General features: G+C 64.6%; 25 protein-coding genes and 2 pseudogenes. 15 read left to right on the top strand and 12 right to left on the bottom strand.

Annotated features, from left to right (window positions below):
• Positions 1-86: 86 nt before the first annotated feature.
• Positions 87-992, top strand: coding sequence for a proline iminopeptidase-family hydrolase (locus tag CAG11_RS26555; RefSeq protein ID WP_085598960.1), 906 nt, complete (start codon positions 87-89; stop codon positions 990-992).
• A 50-nt stretch (positions 993-1,042) separates the two neighbouring features.
• Here the strand turns inward: CAG11_RS26555 and CAG11_RS26550 are convergent, their stop codons facing one another.
• Positions 1,043-1,660, bottom strand: a complete 618-nt coding sequence (locus CAG11_RS26550) for a helix-turn-helix domain-containing protein (protein WP_085598958.1) — start codon at positions 1,658-1,660, stop codon at positions 1,043-1,045.
• A 166-nt stretch (positions 1,661-1,826) separates the two neighbouring features.
• Between CAG11_RS26550 and CAG11_RS26545 the strand changes: the two genes are divergently transcribed.
• The 3 genes from CAG11_RS26545 (at position 1,827) to CAG11_RS26535 (ending at position 4,526) form a co-directional block, all read left to right on the top strand.
• Positions 1,827-2,963, top strand: a complete 1,137-nt coding sequence (locus CAG11_RS26545; protein WP_085598956.1) for an FAD-binding oxidoreductase — start codon at positions 1,827-1,829, stop codon at positions 2,961-2,963.
• A 28-nt stretch (positions 2,964-2,991) separates the two neighbouring features.
• Positions 2,992-3,369, top strand: coding sequence for a RidA family protein (locus tag CAG11_RS26540; RefSeq protein WP_022638986.1), 378 nt, complete (start codon positions 2,992-2,994; stop codon positions 3,367-3,369).
• Positions 3,370-3,470: 101 nt separating this feature from the next.
• On the top strand, positions 3,471-4,526 hold the full coding sequence (locus CAG11_RS26535; protein WP_085598954.1) for a hypothetical protein: 1,056 nt from the start codon (positions 3,471-3,473) through the stop codon (positions 4,524-4,526).
• A 99-nt stretch (positions 4,527-4,625) separates the two neighbouring features.
• Here the strand turns inward: CAG11_RS26535 and CAG11_RS26530 are convergent, their stop codons facing one another.
• Both CAG11_RS26530 and CAG11_RS26525 read right to left on the bottom strand, forming a co-directional pair.
• Positions 4,626-7,787 carry an efflux RND transporter permease subunit gene (locus CAG11_RS26530; protein ID WP_085598952.1) on the bottom strand — a complete coding sequence of 1,054 codons (3,162 nt, stop codon included), beginning with the start codon at positions 7,785-7,787 and terminating at the stop codon, positions 4,626-4,628.
• A gap of 12 nt (positions 7,788-7,799) precedes the next feature.
• Positions 7,800-8,999: an efflux RND transporter periplasmic adaptor subunit gene (locus CAG11_RS26525; protein WP_256578740.1), complete on the bottom strand. Its 1,200-nt coding sequence runs from the start codon at positions 8,997-8,999 to the stop codon at positions 7,800-7,802.
• Between the two features lie 96 nt (positions 9,000-9,095).
• On the opposite strand from CAG11_RS26525, the gene soxR reads away from it, so the two are divergent.
• A complete protein-coding gene (gene soxR / locus CAG11_RS26520; RefSeq protein ID WP_022638981.1) occupies positions 9,096-9,581 on the top strand; it encodes a redox-sensitive transcriptional activator SoxR in 486 nt (161 codons plus the stop codon).
• Positions 9,582-9,629: 48 nt separating this feature from the next.
• On the opposite strand, the gene CAG11_RS26515 is transcribed toward soxR, so the two are convergent.
• Complete coding sequence (locus CAG11_RS26515; protein WP_022638980.1) at positions 9,630-10,826, bottom strand: type II toxin-antitoxin system HipA family toxin; 1,197 nt, start codon at positions 10,824-10,826, stop codon at positions 9,630-9,632.
• The gene (locus CAG11_RS26510; protein ID WP_022638979.1) at positions 10,826-11,077 is read right to left on the bottom strand and encodes a helix-turn-helix transcriptional regulator; all 252 of its coding nucleotides are present in this window, start codon (positions 11,075-11,077) and stop codon (positions 10,826-10,828) included. The genes CAG11_RS26515 and CAG11_RS26510 overlap by 1 nt, the downstream gene beginning before the upstream one ends.
• Before the next feature lie 238 nt (positions 11,078-11,315).
• On the opposite strand from CAG11_RS26510, the gene CAG11_RS26505 reads away from it, so the two are divergent.
• The gene (locus CAG11_RS26505) at positions 11,316-12,254 is read left to right on the top strand and encodes a cyclase family protein (RefSeq protein ID WP_085598948.1); all 939 of its coding nucleotides are present in this window, start codon (positions 11,316-11,318) and stop codon (positions 12,252-12,254) included.
• A gap of 67 nt (positions 12,255-12,321) precedes the next feature.
• Here the strand turns inward: CAG11_RS26505 and CAG11_RS26500 are convergent, their stop codons facing one another.
• The 3 genes from CAG11_RS26500 to CAG11_RS26490 all read right to left on the bottom strand — a co-directional run bounded on the left by CAG11_RS26500 (position 12,322) and on the right by CAG11_RS26490 (position 14,674).
• On the bottom strand, positions 12,322-12,771 hold the full coding sequence (locus CAG11_RS26500; RefSeq protein ID WP_085598946.1) for a GNAT family N-acetyltransferase: 450 nt from the start codon (positions 12,769-12,771) through the stop codon (positions 12,322-12,324).
• A 66-nt stretch (positions 12,772-12,837) separates the two neighbouring features.
• The gene (locus CAG11_RS26495; protein WP_085598944.1) at positions 12,838-14,478 is read right to left on the bottom strand and encodes a glycosyltransferase family 39 protein; all 1,641 of its coding nucleotides are present in this window, start codon (positions 14,476-14,478) and stop codon (positions 12,838-12,840) included.
• A 7-nt stretch (positions 14,479-14,485) separates the two neighbouring features.
• On the bottom strand, positions 14,486-14,674 hold the full coding sequence (locus tag CAG11_RS26490; protein ID WP_143494770.1) for a hypothetical protein: 189 nt from the start codon (positions 14,672-14,674) through the stop codon (positions 14,486-14,488).
• A 42-nt stretch (positions 14,675-14,716) separates the two neighbouring features.
• Here CAG11_RS26490 and CAG11_RS34200 point away from each other — a divergent pair.
• Positions 14,717-14,836, top strand: a pseudogene (locus CAG11_RS34200) (AraC family transcriptional regulator); the annotation flags it as partial.
• Between the two features lie 52 nt (positions 14,837-14,888).
• On the opposite strand, the gene CAG11_RS26485 reads toward CAG11_RS34200, so the two are convergent.
• The gene (locus tag CAG11_RS26485; protein WP_022638973.1) at positions 14,889-15,206 is read right to left on the bottom strand and encodes a hypothetical protein; all 318 of its coding nucleotides are present in this window, start codon (positions 15,204-15,206) and stop codon (positions 14,889-14,891) included.
• A gap of 353 nt (positions 15,207-15,559) precedes the next feature.
• On the opposite strand from CAG11_RS26485, the gene CAG11_RS26475 reads away from it, so the two are divergent.
• The 4 genes from CAG11_RS26475 to CAG11_RS26460 all read left to right on the top strand — a co-directional run bounded on the left by CAG11_RS26475 (position 15,560) and on the right by CAG11_RS26460 (position 18,515).
• The gene (locus tag CAG11_RS26475) at positions 15,560-16,030 is read left to right on the top strand and encodes a hypothetical protein (RefSeq protein ID WP_085599030.1); all 471 of its coding nucleotides are present in this window, start codon (positions 15,560-15,562) and stop codon (positions 16,028-16,030) included.
• A gap of 86 nt (positions 16,031-16,116) precedes the next feature.
• Positions 16,117-16,602, top strand: a complete 486-nt coding sequence (locus tag CAG11_RS26470) for a hypothetical protein (protein ID WP_177409182.1) — start codon at positions 16,117-16,119, stop codon at positions 16,600-16,602.
• On the top strand, positions 16,592-17,119 hold the full coding sequence (locus tag CAG11_RS34195) for a winged helix-turn-helix transcriptional regulator (protein WP_371916605.1): 528 nt from the start codon (positions 16,592-16,594) through the stop codon (positions 17,117-17,119). The genes CAG11_RS26470 and CAG11_RS34195 overlap by 11 nt, the downstream gene beginning before the upstream one ends.
• Positions 17,049-18,515: a glycosyltransferase family 39 protein gene (locus CAG11_RS26460; RefSeq protein ID WP_085598936.1), complete on the top strand. Its 1,467-nt coding sequence runs from the start codon at positions 17,049-17,051 to the stop codon at positions 18,513-18,515. The genes CAG11_RS34195 and CAG11_RS26460 overlap by 71 nt, the downstream gene beginning before the upstream one ends.
• Before the next feature lie 76 nt (positions 18,516-18,591).
• Here the strand turns inward: CAG11_RS26460 and CAG11_RS26455 are convergent, their stop codons facing one another.
• Complete coding sequence (locus CAG11_RS26455; protein ID WP_085598934.1) at positions 18,592-18,927, bottom strand: hypothetical protein; 336 nt, start codon at positions 18,925-18,927, stop codon at positions 18,592-18,594.
• A 352-nt stretch (positions 18,928-19,279) separates the two neighbouring features.
• Between CAG11_RS26455 and CAG11_RS26450 the strand changes: the two genes are divergently transcribed.
• On the top strand, positions 19,280-19,663 hold the full coding sequence (locus tag CAG11_RS26450) for a transcriptional regulator (RefSeq protein ID WP_085598932.1): 384 nt from the start codon (positions 19,280-19,282) through the stop codon (positions 19,661-19,663).
• Between the two features lie 107 nt (positions 19,664-19,770).
• Here the strand turns inward: CAG11_RS26450 and CAG11_RS26445 are convergent, their stop codons facing one another.
• Positions 19,771-20,448 (bottom strand): histidine phosphatase family protein, encoded by a 678-nt coding sequence (locus CAG11_RS26445; RefSeq protein ID WP_085598930.1) that lies wholly within the window; start codon positions 20,446-20,448, stop codon positions 19,771-19,773.
• Positions 20,449-20,921: 473 nt separating this feature from the next.
• On the opposite strand from CAG11_RS26445, the pseudogene CAG11_RS34570 reads away from it, so the two are divergent.
• The 3 genes and pseudogenes from CAG11_RS34570 to CAG11_RS26435 all read left to right on the top strand — a co-directional run.
• Positions 20,922-21,821: pseudogene (locus CAG11_RS34570) on the top strand (methyl-accepting chemotaxis protein); the annotation flags it as partial.
• Positions 21,822-21,863: 42 nt separating this feature from the next.
• Positions 21,864-22,727 (top strand): methyl-accepting chemotaxis protein, encoded by an 864-nt coding sequence (locus tag CAG11_RS34565; protein WP_371263511.1) that lies wholly within the window; start codon positions 21,864-21,866, stop codon positions 22,725-22,727.
• A 151-nt stretch (positions 22,728-22,878) separates the two neighbouring features.
• Positions 22,879-23,907, top strand: coding sequence for an AraC family transcriptional regulator (locus CAG11_RS26435; protein ID WP_085598925.1), 1,029 nt, complete (start codon positions 22,879-22,881; stop codon positions 23,905-23,907).
• A gap of 6 nt (positions 23,908-23,913) precedes the next feature.
• Here the strand turns inward: CAG11_RS26435 and CAG11_RS26430 are convergent, their stop codons facing one another.
• Entirely contained in the window at positions 23,914-24,282 is a 369-nt protein-coding gene (locus CAG11_RS26430) for a glyoxalase superfamily protein (RefSeq protein WP_085598923.1), read from the bottom strand.
• Between the last annotated feature and the right edge of the window lie 7 nt (positions 24,283-24,289).

The following is a 24,289-nucleotide window of genomic DNA, read 5'->3' as shown; positions in this document are numbered from 1 at the left end:
GGCAAAAACCTATCTGTTTCTCTAGTTATCCCGGTGACCGCCTCCCGGTATCTTGTGTTGCAGGGTTTTTCACAGAGCGGCATGAAATGGAATTTCTCGCAACACGCGAAGGCTTTGCATCTTTTGGTCCCTACCAGACCTGGTATCGCATCACCGGCGACCTGGACAGCGGCTACACGCCGCTGGTGATCATCCATGGCGGCCCGGGCTGCACGCATGACTACCTCGACGCCTTCAGCGACATCGCCAGCAGCGGGCGCCCAGTGATCCACTACGACCAACTGGGCAACGGCCACTCGACCCACCTGCCGGAAAAAGACCCTGCGTTCTGGAACCTGCAACTGTTCCTCGAGGAACTGGACAACCTGCTCGACCACCTGCGTATCAGCAACGACTACGCGCTGCTGGGGCAGTCCTGGGGCGGCATGCTGGCCAGTGCCCATGCGGCCCGGCAGCCGGCCGGCCTGCGCGCGCTGATCGTCGCCAACTCCCCGGCGGACATGCGCACCTGGGTCGAGGAGGCCAATCGCCTGCGCCAGCTCCTGCCAGAGGATGTGCAGCAGACGCTGCTCGAGCACGAGCGGGTCGGTAACTACGGGGCCGCCGAATACCTCGCCGCATCACGGGTGTTCTACGACCGCCATGTGTGCCGGATCAGCCCCTGGCCGGACGAAGTGGCGCGCACCTTCGCCCAGGTCGATGCCGACCCGACCGTCTACCACGCCATGACCGGCCCCAACGAATTCCACATCATCGGCAACACCAGGGACCTGTCCATCGTCGATGGCCTGCACCGGATCAAGGTGCCGACCCTGTTGATTTCCGGGCGCCACGACGAAGCCACGCCAACCGTGGTCAAGCCGTTCCTGGATCTCGTGCCGGATATTCGCTGGGCGCTGTTCGAAGCCTCCAGCCACATGCCCCACATCGAGGAGCGCATGGCCTGCATGGGCACCGTGGTGAAATTCCTCGACGAATCCCTGGCCCGCTGATCTCCCCCTCGCCCCAGGCCTCCCGCGGCCTGGGCTGGCAGGCGCCGGGCTCAGCGCTCGGACATCACCACCATCACCTCGGCGTCTTCCACGCCTTCGGTCAGGTAGATATGGCCGATGCTGCTGTTGAAGTAGGCGGTTTCCTGCGGCCCGATGCTCACCTGCTCCCCCGTCTCGAACTGGATGCGCACCCGCCCGGACAGCACCAGGGCGAACTCCTGCCCAGGATGACGGATGTAGTCCTCGAACTGCTGCAGCTCACGGGCGAAGATCCGCGCATACATGGGCGTCATGTTGCGCCCGGGAAAGTCGCCGGCCATGGGGTGGTAGTCATAGTTGCCGGTGCTGTAGCCCGGGGCATCGGCGATGGTGGTACTGACCACCGTGGGCTGCACCGCCCGGCTGGCCATGGCCGACGGGGCGAACAGCTGGGCGATGTCCACACCCAGGGCCCGGGCCGCCGCCGCGAGCTTTTCATAACTCACCGAAACCTGGGCCAGCTCCATTTTCGACAAGGTCGACAGCGCCACGCCGGAACGTTCCGAGAGCTGCTTGAGGGTCAATTTCTGCGCCTTGCGGATGCTGCGCAGGCGCGCGCCGACCTGGGTCCGGTCGGTCAGTGGATGGGCGGGGGAGCACGAGGCGGGCTGGGCTCGGTCGGCACTCATGGAGGCTCTCTGTCAGGCGGATAAGGACTGCCGCGACAGGAGCCGGGGCCAATGGCGAAATATTACCCCATGATCTCCGGTTGACTGGAAAATTCTCATATCTTAGATTTCTCGTATGCGAGAATTTATCTCGCAACCCTTTTCCGGACAATGAAGGTAGTTCGCCATGCACGACACCCAATGCTTCGATTTCGTCATCATCGGCGGCGGTATCGCCGGAGCCTCCCTGGCCTACCGCCTGGCCGGCCAGGCCAGCGTGCTGGTGCTGGAACGCGAATCGCAGCCGGGCTATCACGCCACCGGGCGCTCGGCGGCGATGTTCATGGAGGCCTACGGCACCCCGCAGATCCAGGCCCTGACCCGCGCCAGCCGGGCCTTCTATCAACGGCCTCCGGAAGGCTTCAGCGAGCACCCGCTGCTCGAACCCCGGGGTTGCCTGTACGTCGCCAACCACGAACAGCTGGATCAATTGCAGCAGACCTACGAGGAAACCCGCGCCCGCTCGGCCAATGTGCGCCTGATCGACGCCGACCAGGCCCAGGCGCTGGTGCCCTGCCTGCGTCCCGAGGCCATCGCTGGCGCCATGCTGGAAACCGCTGCCCAGGACCTGGACGTGCACGCCCTGCACCAGGGCTTCCTGCGGGCCATGCGCCGGGCCGGCGGGGTCTTGCAGTGCGACGCGCAGATGGTCGAGGCCACCCGCGAAGACCGCCATTGGCTCCTCAGGCTCAAGAATGGCCGGCAGGTGCAGGCCCGCAGCCTGGTGAACGCCGCCGGCGCCTGGGCCGACGAGGTGGCCCGGTTGTGCGGCGTGGCGCCCGTGGGCCTGCAACCTTGCCGGCGCAGCGCCTTCATCTTCGAAGGTCCACAAGACACCGACTTCAGCCGCTGGCCGGCAGTGATCGGCATCGACGAAAGCTTCTACTTCAAGCCCGATGCCGGCCAGTTGCTCGGCTCCCCGGCCAACGCCGACCCGGTACCGCCCCAGGACGTGATGCCCGAGGAGCTGGACATCGCCACCGGCATCTACCACATCCAGAACGCCACCTCGCTGAACATCCGCCGTCCGCGCCACAGCTGGGCCGGCCTGCGCTCCTTCGTCGCCGATGGCGACCTGGTGGTGGGCTGGGACGACGACCGCGAAGGCTTCTTCTGGCTCGCGGCCCAGGGCGGCTACGGCATCCAGTCGGCCGCCGGTGTCTCGCAACTGGCCTGTGCCCTGTTGCTCGGCCAACCGGTCCCCGAAGAACTGCTGGGCCAGGGCGTCGACCCGCAGCGCCTGGCCCCGGCACGCTTGCGTTAATCCAAACCCCGTCCACGAGGAATACTCCATGTCCAACGAAATCCAGCGTTACCCCAGCTCCCTGCCCCTGCCCTTCTCCAGGGCGATCCGGGTCGGCGGCTTCCTGTTTCTCTCCGGGCAGATCCCCATGAGCGCCGAAGGCGAAGTGGTACGTGGCGATATTCGCGTCCAGACCGACGCGGCCATGCAGCGCATCGGCGACACCCTGGCCGAGTGCGGCGCGAGCTTCGACCAGGTGGTGAAAAGCACCGTCTGGATCACCGACATGCAGCACTTCGCCGGCTTCAACGAGGTGTACCAGGGCTACTTCAAGAACGGTTTCCCGGTGCGCTCCACGGTCGCTGCGCAACTGGCGCTGGGCGTGGACGTAGAGATCGAAGTCCAGGTCTGGGTCGGGGACAACTGAGCCACCCGCCCAACCTTCAAGTGCGATGCCCAGGATGACCACGGCCCTCCAGCGCCGTGGCGTCCTCCTTACATAACAAGAACAATCCGAGGCCAATCGTCATGAAAGAAAGTCTGAAGATCGCCGGCGCCTTCGTCGGTGTGATTGTCGGGGCGGGGTTCGCCTCCGGCCGGGAGCTGCTGCTGATGTTCGTCGATTTCGGTGTCTGGGGCCTGCTCGGGGCCGTGGTCAGCGCCGCGCTGTTCACCTTCCTCGGCATGGCCCTGGCCAGCCTGGGCAGCCGCTTGCGGGCTGCCTCGCACAAGGACGTGGTGCATGCCTTGTGCGGCCGGCACCTGGGCGCCCTGGTGGACCTGATGATCACCTTCTTCATGTTCGCCGTGACCGTGGTCATGCTCGCCGGTGGCGGCGCCCTGCTGGAGCAGCAGTTCGGCATCCCGGCCATCACCGGCAGCGTGCTGGTGACCCTGGTGGTGGTGGCCATCGTCTGCCTGGACGTACACAAGGTGATCGGCATGATCGGCGCGGTGACCCCGTTCCTCATCATCACCGCCGTGGGCATCGCCCTGTACGGCGCCGCGACCCGCCACCTGGACTTCGAGCAACTCGACCACCTGGCCAGCCAGCAACAGGCCGGGGCCAGCCACTGGCTGCTGGGCGCCCTGCTCTACGTCTCCTACAACATCGTCGCCGGGGTGCCGATCCTGGCGATCATGGGTGGTGCGGCCAAGGGTGAGAAACAGGCGATGTGGGGCGGCATCCTTGGTGGCGCCTTGCTGGGCGTCTTGATGCTGGTGATGAGCCTGGGCCTGCTGTCGCGCCTGGACAGCGTGGCGCAGTTGCCGATGCCGATGCTGTCGATCGCCAGCGAAGTCTCGCCGACCCTGGGCCTGCTGATGGCGCTGATCATCTTCTGCATGATCCTCAACACCGCCGTCGGCACCCTGTACTCCTTCTCCGCCCGCCTGCTGCCCGCCGGCACCCGGCAGTTCCGCATCGGCTCGATCCTGGCCGGGGCCCTGGCCTTCGTCGGCAGCCTGGTGGGCTTCATCAGCCTGGTGGGCCAGGTCTACCCGTTCTTCGGCTACCTGGGTTTCCTGCTGATCGCCGCCGTGATCATCGGCTGGCTGCGCCCACGGCGGCTGGCGCTGGCGTAAGGCACCAGCTCGGATAGGCTCGGTACAAGCCACAAAAGCCCGGCCTGAACCGACAGCGGGTGCCCGAAGGCACCCGCTGTCTCGTTGCGCCAGGCAGCCCTACGGCTGAACCGGCTCGGCCTGCGCCAGGGCATGCACCGAGCCACCGGCCAGCTTGCGCAGGGTCACGTAGAACACCGGGGTCAGGAACAAGCCCAGGAGCGTCACCCCGAGCATGCCGAAGAACACCGTGATCCCGGTGGCAGCGCGGATCTCGCTACCGGCGCCCGTACCGATCAGCAACGGCACCGCCCCGGCGATGAAGGCCACCGAAGTCATGACGATCGGCCGCAGACGCAGGCGGCAGGCCTCCAGCGCCGCGTCGACGATACCCCAGCCCTGGGCTTCCAGCTCCCGGGCGAACTCGACGATGAGGATCGCGTTCTTGCAGGCCAGGCCCATCAGCACCACCAGCCCGACCTGGACGAACACGTTGTTGTCGCCACCGCTGAGCCATACCCCGCTCAGCGCCGCCAGCATGCACACCGGCACGATCAGGATCACCGCCAGGGGCAGGGTCCAGCTTTCATAGAGCGCCGCCAGCACCAGAAACACCAGCATCACCGCAAGGGGGAAGACCACCAGCGCCGCATGGCTCTGGGTCACCTGTTGATAACTCAGGTCGGTCCACGCAAGGACGATGCCCTTGGGCAGCACCTGGTCGGCGATCTCCTGCAACTTGACCAGGACCTGGGCCGAGGAGAGCTGCTTGGGGTTGGCATCGCCGATCATCCCCGCCGCCGGGTAGCCGTTGTAGCGCACCACCGGGTCCGGGCCGAAGGTGTGGGTGACGGTGATCATCGCCGCCAGCGGCACCATCTCGCCCCGGTCGTTGCGTACCCGCAGCGCGCCGATGTCCTCGGCGCTCTGGCGATAACGGGCGTCGGCCTGGGCCATCACCCGGTACACCCGCCCGAACAGGTTGAAGTCGTTGACGTAGGCCGAGCCCAGGTAGACCTGCAAGGTGTTGAACACATCGCTCAGGGCCACGCCCTGGGCCTTGGCCTTGACCCGGTCGACCTGCACTTCCAGCTGGGGAATGTTGGCCTGGTAGGAACTCACCGGGAAGCTCATGCCCGGGGTCCGGGCCACGGCCGCCTGGAAGGCGCTCATGGCCCCTTGCAGGGCGCCGTAGCCCAGGCCCTCGCGATCCTCCAGGTACAAGGCGTAGCCCGAGCCGTTGCCCAGGCCCTGGATCGGCGGCGGCAACAGCGCATAGGCGAAGCCTTCATGCAGTTGCGACAGCTTGGCGTTGAGCTCGGCGTTGATCTGAGCGGCGCTGCGGGTGCGCTGGTCGAACGGCTTGAGGATGATGTACGCCGCCATCACGTTGGGCGTATTCACCCCCTGCAAGGCATTCAGACCACTGAAGGCCGGCGCCATGTCCACGCCTTCCACGCTCAGGGCGGTCTCGATGACCTTGCGCGTCAGCTCGTCGGTACGCGACAGCGACGACCCCTCGGGCAGCTTGGTGCCGGCGAACAGGTAGAGCTTGTCCTGGGTCGGGATGAAACCGCCGGGCACGATCTGGAACAGCCAGACCGTGGCCACCAGCAACAGGCCGTAGATCGCGAAGACACTGCCGCGATGACGCAGGATCCCGGTGACCGATCCCTGGTAGCGCTCGGAGCTGCGATTGAAGAAGCGGTTGAAGACCTTGAAGAAGCCGCCCAGCAGGCGCTGGATCAAGCGTTCCAGGGGGTCCTTGGGGGCATCGTGGGGCTTGAGCAGCTTGGCCGCCAGCGCCGGCGACAGGGTCAGCGAGTTGATCGCCGAGATCACCGTGGAGATGGCGATGGTCACCGCGAACTGCTTGTAGAACTGCCCGGTGACGCCCGAGAGGAAGGCCATGGGCACGAACACCGCGCACAGCACCAGGGCGATGGCGACGATCGGCCCGGAGACCTCCTTCATCGCCCGGTGCGCGGCCTCCCGCGGGCGCAGGCCCTGGGCGATGAAGCGCTCGACGTTCTCCACCACCACGATGGCGTCGTCCACCACGATGCCGATGGCCAGCACCATGCCGAACAGCGTCAGGGTGTTGATCGAGTACCCCAGCAGATAGAGCCAGGCGAAGGTGCCGATGATCGACACTGGCACCGCCAGCAGCGGGATGATCGAAGCCCGCCAGGTCTGCAGGAACACGATCACCACCAGCACCACCAGGATCACCGCCTCGATCAGGGTGTGCTGCACCGCGGCGATGGACTCGCGGACGAACACCGTCGGGTCCCAGATCGCCTTGTAGGCCACGTCCTCGGGGAAGGTCTGCGCCAGCTCGTCGAACTTGGCATAGACCGCATCGGCCACCTGCAGGGCGTTGGCCCCCGGCAGCAGGAAGATGCCCACGGTGGCCTGCTCCTTGCCATCCAGGGAGGCACGCAGGGTGTAGTCGCCAGCTCCCAGCTCGATGCGCGCCACGTCGGACAACCGCACCACCTGGCCGTCCCTGCCGGACTTGAGCACGATATCGCCGAACTCCTGCTCGCTGCGCAGGCGTCCGCGAACGTTGATCGACAACAGGAAATCGGCCTTCTGCGGCGATGGTTCGGCCCCCAGCTGGCCCGCCGAGACCTGCACGTTCTGCTCGCGCACGGCGCTCAGCACGTCGGCCGCCGTCAACCCGCGAGACGCCAGGGCATCGGGGTCCAGCCACAGGCGCATGGCGTAGTCACCGGAGCCATAGACCCCGACATCACCGATGCCGGGCAGGCGCGACAGCGCATCCTTGACGTGCAGGGTGAGGTAGTTGCGCAAGTACAGCGAGTCGTAGTGGCCTTCCTTGGAATACAGGCTGACGTACATCAGCGGGGTCGGCGACTGCTTCTGGGTGGTGACGCCGTATTGCCGCACCTCCTCCGGCAAGCGTGACAACGCCTGGCTGACGCGGTTCTGCACCCGCACTGCGGCGGCGTCCGGATCGATGCCGGGGCTGAAGGTCACGGTCAGGGCCAGGGTGCCGTTGGAGCCGGCCACCGACTTCATGTACATGATGCCTTCGACGCCGTTGATCGCCTCCTCCAGGGGCACCGCCACCGACTCGGCGATTTCCTTGGGGTTGGCGCCAGGATAAGTGGCGCGGACCATGACGCTGGGCGGCACCACCTCGGGGTATTCCCCGGAGGGCAGCAGCGGGATCGAGATCAGCCCCAGGGCGAAAATGATGATCGACAAGACAATGGCGAAAATCGGCCGGTCGATGAAGAACTTCGAGAAATCCATGTTCCGTCTCCGTCAGTGGGCCGACAACGCCGGGGCATCAGGGCTCAACGACGGCTTCGCGACGGGCGGCGCCACCTCCTTGGGGCGGATCGGCATGCCGGGGTAGAAGATCTTCTGCGCGCCGCTGACCACCACCTGGTCGCCTGGGGCCAGGCCCGACTCGATCACCCGCAAGCCATCGAGCAAGCGCCCGAGGGTCACGTCCTTGCGCACGGCCTTGTCCTCCGGGCCCAGCACATACACGTACTTGCGGTTCTGGTCGGTGAGGATCGCGCGATCGTCCACCAGCAGCGCCTGGGTTTCCCCGGCGCCCTCCAGGCGCACCCGCGCATACAGCCCGGGGGTCAGCTTGCCGTCGGGGTTGGGCAGTACCGCCCGGGCGCGGATGGTGCCGGTGGTGGCATCCACCCGGTTATCCAGGAAGTCCACCTGGCCACTGAAGGGAAAACTGTCGCGCTGGCTGGCCAGGCCGACCCGCACCTGATGGGCCAGCCCCGGGCGGGCACCCGCCACGGCCTGGTCGCTGTAGCGCAGGAAGCTGTGCTCGTCGGCATCGAAGTAGACGTATATCGGGTCCTGGGACACCACCGTGGTCAACACTGTCTGGTCGGCCTGGGCCAGGTTGCCGGCGGTGATCTGCGCCCGCCCGGCGCGCCCGGCGAACGGCGCCCGCACCTGGGTGAACCCCAGGTTGAGCCGGGCCATGGCAACATCGGCGATGGCCGCATTGACCTGGGCCTGGCCCTGGCCCAGGGAGGCGCTGCGGATATCGCCCTCCTCGCGAGAAATCGCCGCCTGGCGAACCAGCGCCTGGCCGCGCTGGTCCTGGGCCTTGGCCAGGCGCAGCGAAGCCTGGGCCTGCTGCAGGCGCGCCTCGGCGCTGGCCAGGGCCTCGCGGTAAGGCCGCGGATCGATCTCGAACAGCACCTGGCCCTGGCGCACCTGTTCACCATCGCGAAACGCCACCCGGTCGACATAACCACTGACCCGTGGCCGCAGGTCGACGGTGTCCACCGCACTGATGCGCCCATTGAACTGGTCCCACTCGCGGATACTGCGCAAGGCCAGGGTACTGACCTCCACTTCCGGAGCCTGCGCCGCCGGGGGCGCCTTGCTTTCACCACAGGCCGCCAAGGCCAGGACCACGCCGTACAACGCCACACCTCGCGATACACCACGGGCCCGGTAGAGAACTCGCTGGGCTGAATTCACGAACATGCACTCCCCGACAATCGAACATTGGTTTTTTTGCTGCCGGCACGGTACAAGTTAAAGTCAACTTTAAGTAAAGCCCTCCCAGGAGCGAGCATGTATTCCCAAGGCGATCCTCACCTGACCATCACCGAAATCGCCCGACGCAGCGGAGTCAACGCCTCGGCGCTGCGTTTCTACGAGTCCCGCGGGCTGATCAATTCAGCCCGCTCCGGCAGCGGCCACCGGCGCTATCCACGCTCGGTGCTGCGGCGCGTGGCCTACATAGTGTTCGCCCAGCGGGTGGGCTTCTCCCTGGAGGAAATCAGCGAGCAGCTCGACGGCCTGCCCAACAACCACGCCCCCATGGGCGAAGACTGGCAACGCCTGTCCGCCACCTGGAAAGCCCGGGTGCAACAGCGCATCGCCGAGCTGGAACGGCTGAACATGAGCCTGGAGGAATGCATCGGCTGCGGCTGCATGTCCATGGACCATTGCAAGATGAACAACCCGGGGGATATCTACTCGCGCAACGGCTGCGGCGCCCGGCGCTGGATCGGCGACGAGAAGATCGATGTGGAAGAATTGCGGGGGGAAGCTTGAGTTTCTGGCAGCTCAGTGGCTATCGGGGCTGCCAGCGTGTGCCTGGAGCTAGCCGAAGGTTCTCATGAACGGCTCGGCACACTGCCTGATTGCGGCGACGACCTGCGGTGCTTGTTCAACCCATTCTGGCGAACGGGCCAACACCCGCTCCACAACTTGTAGCTGCTCGCGAATGACCTCTTCGGGCCGCGCTACATCACAGACCCTGGCAAATTCCAGCAAGCCTTGGCGCGAAGAGAACAGAGACTTGTTGCCAAGCAGATCCAGTGCAAGGACATCTTCCGGAATGTACGCGGTGGTATTGACGATGTCGTAGGCCGGCGCAAGCCGTGCGTTGCGCTGGGTAGGATCGGAGTACAACAGGCCAAAATTCTTCAGGTGGGCATCGCCATTACCCACGATGCAACTCAGGCTTACCATGGCAAACAACTGGTCTAACGAGCCCCGCACGTGCTCGGGCGCACAGAACAGGCGGACTGCCTTGGCAATCGCCGAATAACTCTTGCTGTACTTCTGTTCGGTGCCCAGCCCCATCAGCGCAGCCATGTCCTCGAACCCCAGTGGGTCGAGCCGCTCGTCCCGATCGAAGCGACGCATGACGAACAATTTGCCGTTGGCGGATAGATAGAACTCCGGAACCGCAATCCCCGCCTCCCGGGCCATGGACATGCAAAGAAATTCGTTGATCGCCAGCCCTGGAAACTCATCCCGGCCACTTTTGATGATCAAGTCGGAAGTCTTCGAGGTAAAACGCGCTGGCATGGCGTCCTGCTGCTCAGGCACCAGCACCTTGGGCTGAACACCCGAGATACCGGCGCGCAGGATGTAGCGATCCACCAGGCCAGCGAAAATATCCTCGGTACCGTCCCAGGCCAGGATTTCCTCAAGCCGTTCTCCGGCAAACTGCTGGCGTTGCAAGAGCGCATCGATTTCAGGGGAGTGCACCATTACCCGGCCGATGGGAGAACTGCTGCCAGACAGGGCCAACAGCAACATGGGATCGATGCTCACCAACTTGGCCAGACGGTTGCGCAACTGCTCCAGAACATAACCTTCCGGCAGGTTCATCTGGAAAATCGGGTGCAGTTCGCGGTAGCGGTATTCCTCCAGGCGCACAGGCATCAACAGACTGATAGCGGCCTGGGCCACGGCGTCTTCGTGGTAGCGAAACAGATAGTCCCCGGCGGTATTGAAGACCTTTCCGCTCCCACCCTCTGGCGTTGCAACTTGCAGCATGGCCGGCATCACTCGAACACTCCCTGGATCTCGTCCAACGTGGGCATGGCGGCAGGCATCAGAGTGAACTCACAGTCCAGAGCTGCCAGTACTCGTGCGTACGCCATCATGCCCACCGACAAATCGCCCCTTTCGATGGTTATGACTTTCTGCCGGGTAATGCCCGCCAGGGAGGCCAAGCTGGCCTGGGTCAACCCGCGGTTCAGGCGGCGCTGGCGAATCTGCTCACCTAGACGCAATGTAATGAGTGCATGATCCATGTTCTATATACGTAACAATCAAATGTAAAAGTAACGTATACATTACCTACAAAAAAATCAAAGCGACTCAGACCAGTTGCATTCCAGGACCCAGGCAAAGCGGCTCCTGACCATCGGCGATACGGATTCCAGCCGCTATTGCTGACTTCTACGAACAACTGTATTGAGCATACCTGCCTGTTTCCCCCAGGCCGCGCCACGTACCTTGGCCCCACTGCAACCTGCCAAGGACTTTCCCATGTTCAATCGCTTGATCCTGCCCTTCACCCTGGTGTTTTCCATCGGTGCGGCCCATGCCGCCGATACCCAGAAGTGGTACCCCTCCAAATACGGCGCGCAAGACGAGATCGGCGCGGTCAACCTGCTGGATGCCCAATCGGTGCTCGATGCCGCGAAGCTGATCAAGACCGGCAAGACCTATCCGCTGGCGGTGCCCATCGACAAGAACCTGCCGGCCTTCCGCCACCGCAGCTTCCACCTGACCAACGTGCAACCCGGCGAAGCCGGCGGTACCTCCCTGGGGCCCAACAAGTTCACCTTCAACGATGAACTGGTGGTGGGCTGGACCGGGGTCGGCACCCAGCTCAACGGGATCGGCCACATCGGTATCGACAACGTCTACTACAACGGCAATCGTGCGGCGGACTTCGTCAGCGTCGAGGGCGTGAAGAAGCTCGGCATCGAGAAAGTGCCGCCGATCGTGACCCGGGGCGTGGTGCTGGACATGACCGCCGTCTACGGCAAGGCCATCGTCCCGGAGAAGACCGAGTTCACCGTCGCCGATATCCAGAAAGCCCTGGACCTGCAGGGCGTCAGCATCCGCAAGGGTGACGTGGTGCTATTCAACACCGGCTGGCTGGAGCTGATCGGCAAGGACAACCAGAAATTCCTCGCGGTCGAGCCCGGTATCGGCATGGAGGCCGCCAAGTGGCTGGTGGACAAGCAGATCGTGGCCTTCGGCGGCGACACCTGGGCCTCGGAAATCTACCCGGCCAAAGATGGCCAGGAGTTCCCGGTCAACCAGTACATGCTGGCCAAGAACGGCATCTACAACCTGGAGCTGATCGACAGCCGGGCGCTGGTCCGGGACAAGGCCTGGGAGTTCATGTTCGTCCTCGGCCAACCGCTGTACAAAGGCTCGACCCAGGTCAACATCAACCCGGTGGCGATCCGCTGATCGGCTGACCCGGATACGACCCGGCCGCGCCCTCCCCCGGAAGGCGCGGCTTTTTTATCGCCCTTGCTCAAAGCGGGCGCTCCATGACCAGGGTCCGCTCCTGGCCGTCGAACTGCTCGCGCACCGTGCGAAACCCCAGGCGCGCATAAAAACCTTCGGCGGTGATCGAGGCCGGGACGATCAACGACTGCTCGCCGGCCTCCCTGGCCGCTTGCTGCAAGACGGTCATCAGGTGCCGGCCGACACCGCGCTTATGCCAGGAGGGCTCGACGAACATGGTACGCACCACATTGGCGTCCAGGCTGGCGGTGCCCACCAGCACGCCATCGACCCAGGCGACGAACATCCGCCGGCGCTGCATCAGCTGCAGCACCCCGGCGGCGGTGAAACTGTGCCGGACCCGTTCGTTCACGCTTGCCGGGTAATCCCGGGCATTGCTGGTGAGCAGCGCCGCCAGGATCACCTGGCTGATCCGCGGGGCATCGGCCGCTGCGGCTTCACGTACCTGACACTGCATGAGCGCTCCCTGCCTGGCCCTGGTCAAAGGGCCAAATTACGTTGTGGCGCGCCGGCTGCCAAGGCGCTAGGGCAACTTGAACACCAGGCAGGGATTATCGTTCAAGCGCCCCTCGTACACCGGCTGCAGGTGCTCCAGCGCAGTGCCCTGGAGTTGTCCGCGTTCCTTGCGCGCGACAATCACCCAAGAGCCATGGGGCAGCCGATCCAGTTGTTGCACGGCGTCGTCCATGACGAACAGCGGTCGTTCGTCATAGTCCAGGTTCATCATGTAGCGCACCGCCCAGGTGTCCTGGCCGAGGTTGAAGAACACCAGCGGCCCGGGCCGTTCGGCCCGCAAGCGCTCGACCTGGGAGACGAAGCCCTGGGTATCGAACTGCAAGTCCTTGGCCGGATCCACCACCGATACCAGCAGCAGCCATTGCGCCGCCAGGGCCAGGCCACTGAGCAACACCAGGCGGCGTCCCCGGTCTGCCATGGTGCGCCGCCAGTGGTACAACGCCAGCACTTGCAGCAAGGCGAAGATGACGACCAGCAACGGCATCGACACCGGCGGCCAGTAGCCGTGCTTGTGCCAGCTATGGCGCAGGATGAACAGCACCACGATGCACAGCCCCGGCAACAAGGCCACCAGCCACTGGTAGCCCTGGCCCACGCGGGCCAGCCATCCCTTGGCGTTGAGCAGGCCGTAGGCCGCCACGGCAGCGAACATCGGCACCATGGGCAGGATGTAGTAGGCGCGCTTGAAACTCGGCACAGAAAGCCCGAACAAGATCATCAGGCCACAAGCCCCCAGGCGCAGCACCAGTTGCAACTGCGCATCGACATGGCGTCGGGCCCACTGGCGCCGTAGCACCCAGAGCGTGGCCAGGGCCAGGGGCACGACCGGAAAGTAACGGTACAGCGACAGCTGGAAGTAGAAGTAGAACGGCTCGCCGCTCTCATCCAGGCGCCCACGCACCTGCATGCCGTAGACCTGCTGGACAAAACCGTCACCGCCACTGATATAGGCAAGCTTCATCAGCAGCCACCAGCAGCCGGCCAGCAGCGCGAGCCCCGCGATGCCGTAACCCACTACACGCATGAACATCGCCTTGCGCGCTTCTGGGGTACGAGCATCGCCCAGCAACCAGTAGAAGCAGATCACGCCACACACCTCCACCAACCCCAGGGGCCCGCGGATGGCAAAAGCCAGCACCAGCAGCGGCAACACCGCCAGTTGTCGCCACCGCGAGCCCAGCTGCTCGCCGGAGTGCAAAAGGTAGAAGGCGCCCAGGCACAACAGGGAAATCATCTGGTCCAGGCAAACCGAACGCGACTTGTCGAGCAACTGGCTGGTCAGCGCCGTGAGCAGTACCGAAAGCAGGGCCCAGGTCCGCCCCTGGGGCGCCAGCAAGCGATACAGCAGGGCCAGCACCCCGGCCGACGCCAGGGCCGTGGGCAGGATATTGGCCAGGTGGTTGGGGGCGCCGAACACCTGGGCGAACAGGTAGCTGAAAAAAGTCGCAGTCCCCAGGTAGTCCGGATAGGGCTGGCCATAGGTGGTGGGAAACAAACTGGCGCCGTGACGGAACATCTCCTGCAGAAACAGTGCCCAACGCCCATCGAAGCCCTGGGGCTGCTCGTCCCAGATGCCCCAGGTGAACAACACCAGCGCCACCAGGTATACCGCCCAGGACTCTGCACCGAAACGCTTTTCTCGAACCATCTTCGCTCTACCAGAAAGTGCCGGTGCCTGGGCTCGGCGGGAAGCAGGCAATGTTGCCGGAGCGACCACTGAACAGTGCCTGAACGACCTTCTGAAAATCGCGGCGCTTCGTCAGCGGGCCAGGGAGCACGCGGAACCGGATCGCCAGCGACGCGGTGCCAAGGGCGACGCCCTGGCTCAGGTTGAACAGGGCCACAGGGCGCCCCTTCACTGCTGCCGCGCCTTGCCGGGGCGGCCAGCCTGCCTCTTGGCCGCGGTGGTGCGCCTGGGCTATAGCAGCCCGAGCGCCTTCACCGGGGTGTTTCGCAAGCTCCTGGGGCAGGCGCCCAGTCGCTACTTCGCCCGGGACCGGGCTTGAAAGGTCGCAGGCCCGGCAGTTGACCTGCCAGGCCCGGCCTGCGAGATCCGCGCTACAGGAACACGGCGGACAACATGCCCAGCGCGCCCAGGCAGAAGCCGATCAGCGCACCGCGCCCGGGCATCTGCTGGAACAGCGCCCAGATCACCAGCGGTTCCAGGAGCAGCAGCGAAGTCACCGAGACCACGGTGACGATCCAGATATCCCCCACCGCCATGTATCCCAGCCAGTAGGCCGCCAGCAGGCAAAGGCCACCCAGGCACATGATCAGCACCGGCACCAAGAGTCCGCTGCTCCCCGTGTTGCCGGCATGGGCCAGCCGCGCGACCACCACTTCACTGTAGATGGCGCAGAACTCGCCCAGCACCATCAGCCCTACAGCAGAAACTCCGAGTAATTCTTTAGACATGAAACAAACCCCTTCGTATTGAGAGCCCGATTTTTCAGCTCCCAGGCATTGATCGCTCCGTTGACGGAGCCGGCGTGGCAATGCACAGGGGTACGGGGCAACTCGGTTACGTTGAGGAACTTGATCATCTCCATCTCCTTCTGGGTGACTGACGCCAACATGGATCACAGCCCTGCTTGTATAAGTGATTTGCTCCCCCGGCGTCATCCGCCCGTGAGCCTTCGTCGCAAAAAAACCACGCAAACTCCACAGTCCACCAGCGCGCTTACCGATAGCCTGGGGTGGTCATCCTCAACCTGCAGCCATTGCCTACCATGTCCCAGCCTTCCCTCCCTGTTCGAACCGTACAACCCAGTGACTGGGTCGCCACCTACTTCATCGGCGTCGCGGCGCTGGCCCTGGTACTGACGCTCACGGTCTGCGTGATACTGCAGGTCTCCAACCGGGATCCGTGGAGCGACCTGGGCGGCTCGATATCGTTCTACGTGGTGGTGCTGCTGCTGAGCACGGTGGTGATCGGGATCAGCGCCGCCCTGCCCAGTGTTCTGTTCTTCTGGCTGGCCCAGCGGTTCACCTGGCACCGCCTGCCGATCTACCTGGTGTGCGGCGCCCTGGCCGCCCTGCCCACCATTGCGGTGGTGAAGAGCCTGCTTTCCGGTTTCATCAGCCTTTCAACCAACGCCCCCGGCGTGGCCCGCTATCTGCCCGCGATGCTGCTGTTCAGCGCTTCGGGAGCCTTTCTGGGCGCCATCTTCTGGTGGCGCAGCGGACGTCACCTGCGCTGACGCCATCCCCCAGACACCGGCTTGCCGACGAACAGACACGGGCCATGACCTTGGCCAGCCCACCTACCTGCTGAAGCGATATTTCCATGTCCTCGACACCCCCGACCCAACGCACAGTGCAACCTGAAGACTGGTTCGCCGCCTACTTCATCGGCGTCACCGCCCTGGCCGTGGTCGCGTCGGCAGGACTCATGCTGATGATGCTGGCCGGCGCCGGCACCGTGCGCTGGACCGAGATTTTCCAGGTGCTGTTCATGGGCCTGCTGACCCTGGTGGCGAGCGGCCTGGTGATCGGTATTCTCACAGCCCTGCCTTGCACCCTGTTCTTCTGGCTGGCCCATCGTTTTGCCTGGCGCAACGTGCTGATCTATCTGTTTTGTGGTGCAGTCTTTGCCTTGCCGACCATTCCCGTGGTGATGACCCTGATGCCCGATTCCTACGTCGACCTGCCCGAAGAGCCGCCAGTGCCCAGCCAGCTGGAGAACTACGCGTCCATGGCGCCGCTGTTCAGCACTTCGGGGGCCTTCCTGGGGTTGATATTCTGGTGGCGCAGCGGGCGCCATCTGCGCTGACGCGCCAGCGCCCGACACTCTCCTGCGCTTCAATGAGTTGCAATGGCGCCTGCCCGGGATTTCCCAACGCCCGCCGACCAGGCAGTTGCGTGACCTGGAAGCCGTTGGCCTGATACTGGACACGGCGTACGCCGAAGTCCCGCCGCGGTTGCAATGCCGATCAGTCAAGGAAATGGTAGGGGCGAGGCTTGCCCGCGATGGACTTGTGAACGCTGCGTTTATCCAGCCAATACGCGCTACCGTTGACGTCCCTCGCGAGCATTCGAGCGTCGACCGGCTGCTCCTACCGGGATCACCTGAGGCCCCTGGCCGGCGCCCCAACCGCCCCCTGACCGCTAAGCACGACTGTCACCAAAACCCTCCACTTGTTCACAATTCGTTAAGACTCGCCTGCGTATACTCCGGCGCTTGCCCGCAGCCCTCGCCTGCCTCCCCGGACGCCATCCATGTCACGACCTGCCCCGTTGTTGTTCCTGCTGGCCTGCCTGCTGTTCTTCTTCGCCCTGGGCAACCATGAGCTGCAGGGTTCCACCGAAACCCGGGTCGCCGGGATCGCCATGCAGATGCACCTGGACGATGACTGGGTCACTCCGCGCCTGTTCGGCGTGCCCTTCCTGGAGAAACCGCCGCTGAGCCTGTGGCTCGATGCCGGCGCCATCCGCGCCTTCGGCGGTACGCCCCTGTCGGTACGCCTGGCCTCGGCCTTTGCCGGGCTGTTCAGCGTCATGCTGCTGTATGGCCTGTTGCGGCGTTTCGGGCGTCCCGCCGCAGTGGCGCTGATGGCCGGGCTGATGCTGGCGACCATGGCCAGCTACTGGAGCAACGTACGCGGCGTGGGCGAGGATGCACTGCTGAGCCTGGGCGTGACCCTGGCCCTGCTGGCGTTCTTCCAGGCCCACCGGCGCCAGCAGGAGCGCCAGCCAGCCCCCCTGGCCTGGCTGGCATTCGCCGCCGGCATCGCCATCGCCACCCTGAGCAAGGGAGTACTGGGCCTGGCCATGCCGGGGGTGGTGATCTTCGCCTACCTGCTGGTGGACAGCCTGCTTGCCAAGCGCCTGGCCCTGGGCCATTGGGTACGCCCCGCCTTGCTGACCCTGCTGGGCCTGGTGCCCCTGGCGATCTGGCTGGCGCTGCTGTACCAGCGCGGCGGCACGGCCGCCCTGGCGCAAGTGCTGTGGACCAACAGCATCGGACGCTTCAGCGGCTCCTTCGTCGAGGCCGGCCACTACGAACCCTTCTATTACTACCTGGCCAAGCTGCCCCAGGCCTTCCTGCCGTGGAACATCCTGGTCTACCTGGGCCTGTGGCACTGGCGCAAGGAACTGGCGAACAACCGCTACCTGCTGTTCTTCGTGCTCTGGCTGCTGGCGCAGTTCACCCTGCTGTGCCTGGCGTCGAGCAAGCGCACCGTGTACCTGATGTCGCTGACCCCGGCAGCGGCGGTGCTGGCGGCCGAGTACGGGGCGGTGCTGTACCAGCGCCTCGCCCGGCGCGCTGCGGGCAATGGGTTCTGGAGCGCGGTGGGACGCCGACGCAAGGGCCTGGTCGTGGGGCTGATGGGCCTGGTGGTGGCCGCCTACCTGGCGAACGCCCAGTGGTTCGCGCCGCGCCTGGACCGCGAGATGTCCTTCGTGCCGGTGACCGACCAGATCAAGGCGCTACGCGCCGAGGGCCACCAGTTGGTGCTCTACCAGGCCCGCGAACGCATCGCCGGAGCCAGTGTGTTCTACGTCCAGACGGTGCTCCAGGACCTGGAGTCCGAGGCCCAGCTCATGGCGTTTCTCGCCGAGTCGCCCAAGCACATGGCGATACTGGGCGGGCTGGAGCCACCCAAGTCGCCGCTGCAGGTGCAGAAAATGATGATGGTGGGACGCCAGGCCTACTATTTCGTCAACCTGGCACCCACCCACTGACACAACGAAAAACGGCACCCATCGGGGTGCCGTCGAGCTTGTCGGAGCGAGTCGGTCGCACCCGGCAAGCGCAGGATTACTGCGGGTTCTTCAGCTTGACCACGTCACCGGAGACCTTGGTGGTATAGCCATTGAGCACCCAGGCCCAGAACCAGTTTTCCTGGACCTGGGTATTGATCAGCGCATCGCCGCCCTTGGCCTTGATGGCAGCATTCTGGGCACGCACGAAACGGCTGTTCTGCTGGATCGGGATGAACCCGAACAGCATGATCCCGGTGGCGGTCGCTTCACTGTGGCCGATGACCGTGTACTGGCTGCTGTCCAGCTGCTGGGTCTTCATCGGAGCGCCGGTGCAACCAGCGAGAACCACGCCGAAACAGACAGTGGCAACGACTTTATTGATGTACTTCACGACACGACTCCATGAGCAAAACGCCGGGGAATCATTTCCCGGGCGGCGGCACTCTACTCGGCAAATTGGCAAATAGCCATTATTCGGCCCACCCCCGGAATTTCTCCTTTTATCATTCCCCCCCGCTATAGCTCGCGCCCTGGCGCCCCTTGGGCGGGCGCAGGAATTGGCGACCACCTGGCGCGCACCTCCCCAGTTCGTCGGACGCGATCCAGCGCAGCAGCGCTGGGGCCGATACAACATCGGGGTGTAATAGTTCCCCGAAATAAGGGAGAGATTTCCTACTGCAAACCGGAATGGACATCTCCTTAGCATCGAACCGGCTTTATCCATAATTCCAAGGAGGTACCAAATGGACGTGAAAGACCTCAGCCTTATCGATGTTCGCCAACTTCCCCATTCGCTCCAGGCCCTCATCGACTGCATCGGCCTGGAAAACGCCTATCGCCTGACCTGCGAATACGGCGGCCGCCCCAAGTACATCCCCAAGCACGCCCAACGCACCACCCTGGCCCTGATCCTGCCGGCCGATGCCCTCAATGCACTGATCGAGCGCTTCGCGGGCCTGGCCCTGGAAATTCCCAAGGCCGACCACTTCTGCCGGCAGATCCGCAACCAGAACATCCAGTTGGAGAGCATGGGCGGGATTTCACGCAGCGTCCTGGCAGACAAATACGGCCTGAGCCTGCGCCAGATCGGCAATATCCGGCGCCTGGACGCCAGTACCTCCCGCTGAACGAGCACCTCTGGCCTGTGCCGATGACGCACCCGGCAGACCAGGGCAGGCTCATGCCATGGGCCAGCCAGAGGCGAATCGGCAAGAGTCGCGTCCACTCGGTGACCTCAGGGCTTGAGGCTCACCGAGCGCCAATCGCTGGCTTCGATCGACCCGAGCATCTTCGGTGCGCCGTCCAGGGTGTCGGTGGTGACGAACAGGGCCGCGCCGTATCCCAGGGTCGGAGTCGCCAGCTTCAGGTCACGTTCCAGTTGCGCCATGCATTCACTGTGGGTCACCAGCACCAGGTTATGTCCGGCGACCTTGTGCGCCAGGGCGTCGCGCAACATGTTGCCCTTGCAGTTGAAGAGCCAGTTGTCGCCGCTGCTGACCTTGCTGAACATGTAGCCGGCAGTCTGCGCGGTGCGGGTCAGGGGGCTGTTGTAGATGTCGGCATGGGCCAGGCCCAGTTGCTCGAACCGCGCACCGAGCCCCACCGCCACGTCCCGGGCGCGGTCGGTGATACCGTCGGCCGGCCCCAGGCAAGGGGCATTGGACTGGTCGCAGCGCTCCACATGGCGCACCAGGACGATCATGTCGCCCTTGGCCCAACCGCTGGCCAACGCCTTGAGCCCACTGGCATTGCCGTGGGCCAGGTCGGGAACCGCCGCCGACTGGAGCAGGTACAGGCCCGCCAAAAGGCCCAGGCCCAGGCCCAGCAACCACGCCAGGTGCCGCTTGTAACGGGCCAGGGTGCGTCCCAGGGATGGGCCCCTGGCCTGCGCCAATACCAGTCTTGTGGTCACGTTCCAGTCGCCCTTTAGAGAATGATCCGGGTTATCGAGCAGCCCGTGCCGAGGCCAGGCAGGCCTGGTGGCAGACGAGCTGCGCCGCATGCCCAAGGGCAGCGACCGGCCAGACTCTAGGGGGATGACCGTGGGGCAGCGGTGAAATCAATGTGAAAAAAAGCTCAACGCAAAGGCGGTGCATCCCGCAAAATAGCCGTCAAAGCCTGAAACATTGTCTTGGCGCAATGCCGACGAAATCGTTTTAGCTATGGCACATCCCGCCGATACACCCCCTACAAATCACCTTGCTGGTCACCAAGAACAACAATCTTCCGGCCAACTGAGATCAAGAAGCGCTACGTTCCTGGAGGAATTCAATGAATAGCTGGTTCGCCAACATCAGCGTCAACCTTAAGTTGGGCCTGGGCTTCGGCCTGGTCCTGGCCCTGACCACCATTCTTGCACTGACCGGCTGGACCAGCCTGGGCGGCATGATCGACCGCAGCAACTGGATGAGCGACATCACCCAGTTGAACATCGGCCTGACCAAGCTGCGAGTCACACGCCTGCAATACATGCTGACCAACGGCGACGAAACCGCCGCGCAGAATGTCCAGGTCACCCTGGACGACTTCAGCGCCCAGCAGAAGAAGCTCCTGGCGTCGTTCCAGAGCCCGGAGAACATCAAGCTGCTGCAAGGCCTGGGCGCGACCATCGCCGCCTACCAGGACTCGCTGAACAAGATGCGCAACGCCTACCGCACCGGCAACGCCGCGCGCCAGGCCATGAACCAGAATGCCGACGACGCCAACGACCTGATCAACGGGATCAACGAGCGTGTCAAGCAGATGCCCCTGAGCGACGAGCGTTTCGAACAGTTCCAGGCCATCACCGAGGCCAAGGAAGCCTTCCAGCTGGCCCGCTATGAAGTGCGTGGCTACGTCACCACCAGCAACCCGGAGACCGAGCAGAAGGCCGTCGCCCAGCTCAACGCCGCGATCACCGAGCTCGAGCAGCTGAACAAGCACTTCAGCCGCACCCAAGGCGATGTCCTGCAACGCCTGACCACGGCCCTGACCGGCTACCGCAGCTCGCTGCAGACCTTCAAGGCAGCCTTCTCCGACGCCGTGCAGGCGCGCAAGGAAATGACCGACCAAGGCGCCGATATCGTCGAGCGCAGCGATGCCCTGTACCAGATCCAGCTGGATCGCCGCGATGTCGAAAGTGCCCAGGCCCGTAGCCTGCAACTGACCAGCACCCTGCTGGCGCTGCTGGTGGGCGTGCTGGCCGCGGTGATCATCACCCGCCAGATCACCCGTCCGCTGCGCGAGACCCTGGTAGCGGTCGAGCGCATTGCCTCCGGCGACCTGACCCAGGACCTGCACGTCACCCGTCGTGACGAACTGGGCGTGCTGCAACAAGGCATCGCCCGCATGGGCGTGACCCTGCGCGAGCTGATCGGCGGTATCCGCGACGGCGTGACCCAGATCGCCAGTGCCGCCGAGGAACTGTCGGCGGTGACCGAGGAAACCAGCGCCGGGGTCAACAGCCAGAAAGTCGAGACCGACCAGGTAGCCACCGCCATGCACGAGATGACCGCCACCGTGCAGGAAGTCGCGCGCAACGCCGAGGAAGCCTCCCAGGCTGCGGCCGCCGCCGATGGCGAAGCCCGCGAAGGCGACAAGGTGGTGGCCCAGGCCATCGAGCAGATCGAGCGCCTGGCCAGCGAAGTGGTGCGCTCCACCGACGCCATGAACATGCTGCAACAGGAAAGCGACAAGATCGGCAGCGTCATGGACGTGATCAAGGCCGTGGCCGAACAGACCAACCTGCTGGCCCTGAACGCCGCCATCGAAGCCGCCCGCGCCGGTGAAGCCGGTCGTGGTTTCGCGGTGGTGGCCGACGAGGTCCGGGCCCTGGCCCAGCGCACCCAGAAGTCCACCGAGGAAATCGAGGAACTGGTGGCCGGCCTGCAGAACGGTACCCAGCAAGTGGCGACCGTGATGCACAACAGCCGGGTGCTGACCGACAGCAGTGTCGACCTGACGCGCAAGGCCGGCGCCTCCCTGGAGAACATCACCCGCACGGTGTCCAACATCCAGTCGATGAACCAGCAGATCGCCGCCGCGGCCGAAGAACAGAGCGCCGTGGCCGAGGAGATCAGCCGCAGCATCATCAACGTGCGCGATGTGTCGGAACAGACCGCCGCCGCCAGCGAGGAAACCGCGGCCTCCAGCGTCGAGCTGGCCCGCCTGGGCGGCCAACTGCAAATGATGGTCAGCCACTTCCGCGTCTGACTTGTAGCACGCCCTTCGCTCATGTAGCCGCAGCCTTCGGCAGCGGCTACATGAGGCCTGTCGGACAGGCATTTACAGCGTTCGCGGTTTGCCCTTACCTTTCCCGGTCTCCATCCTGCTGTCCGAAGGATTCGTTGCCAGGAACCCAATCATGCCCAGCCTCGGTTTTACCTCGGTCCCGCCCCTGCTCAAGTACCTGCTCTATGCCGAGCAGCTGGGTATCGCCACGGAACCGGCGCTGGCGGCCGCCGGCTTGCAGGCGGCGCAGTTGAACGACACCAGCCTGCGCCTGCCGGTGGAGGTCCATGAACGCCTGCTGGACTACTTCTGCCTGCATTCGGGCGACCCGCTGTTCGGGCTCAATTCGGCACGCTTCGTCAAACCCAACTCCTGGAACGTACTGGGCTACATCACCATGAACTGCGCGACCCTGGGCGAAGCCATGGGCCGCATCATGCCGTTCGAGAAACTGGTGGGGGACATGGGCACCAGCCGCGCCGAAGTGCTAGGCGACGAAGTACGCCTGATCTGGAGCTGCCGCCACCAACGCCCGGACATCCGCCGGCACCTGGTGGAAAACGTGCTCGCCTCCTGGCTGCTGTATGCCCGCTGGATCGCCGACTCGCAGCTTTCGCCGGGTGCGGTGTGGTTCGAGCATCCACTGCCGGAACTGGCCCGGCTCGAGCAATACGAAGCGCTATTTGGCTGCCCGGTGCTGTTCCAGCAACCCTGCTCGGCCCTGGTGGCACCCCTGCACTACCTGCAACTGCCCCTGCGCCAGGCCGATGCGCGGCTGCTCAAGACCCTGGAAGACCATGCCCAGGCGATGATGGCCTCGCTGGCCGATGCGCCGGTGGCGCTGCAGGTGCAGAACGTCCTGCGCCAACTGCTCAAGGATGGCCTGCCGCGCAAGGAACAGGTGGCCGAACAGCTGCAAGTGTCGGTCAGTACCTTGCAGCGCCAGCTGCTCAAGGCCGGCACCTCCTACCAGCAGATCCTCGACGACCTGCGCCAGGAGTTGGCCGAGCACTATCTACGGCACAGCGAGCTGTCGATCCACGACATCGCCGATCGCCTGGGCTTCACCGAACCCCGTTCGTTCCACCGCAGCTTCAAGACCCGCACCGGCCTGACCCCGGGCCAGTTTCGCCAGGCTGCCCTCCCCTGCGCACAGGCCTGACCCGCATCAGGCACTGATGGTATTGGTGAATACCAACCGGTTACCGAAAGGATCGCTGATGGTCATGTCCAGGCTGCCCCAGGGCATGGCCTGGATACGCGGATCGGTGAACGGCAACTGCTTGGCCAGCAGCTGCTGCTGGAAGTCCTCCAGTTCGTCGGTATGGATGCGCAGCGCGGCGCCCGGGCTGCCGTCGCCCTGGTGCTCGGACAGATGCAGCACGCACTCGCCCCGGGAGACCTGCATGTACAGCGGCAGGTCGTGGGTGCAGCGGTGCTGCCAATCGAGGTGGAAGCCCAGGAAGTCCAGGTAAAACGCCCGGGCCTCGGCTTCATCGAAGATGCGCAGGACGGGGGTGGTTTTGCCAAAGCACATTAGGTGA

Source organism: Pseudomonas sp. B6(2017), assembly GCF_002112765.1.
Classification (GTDB): Bacteria; Pseudomonadota; Gammaproteobacteria; order Pseudomonadales; family Pseudomonadaceae; genus Aquipseudomonas; species Aquipseudomonas piscis.
This window is presented reverse-complemented; position numbering and strand designations above follow the sequence as displayed.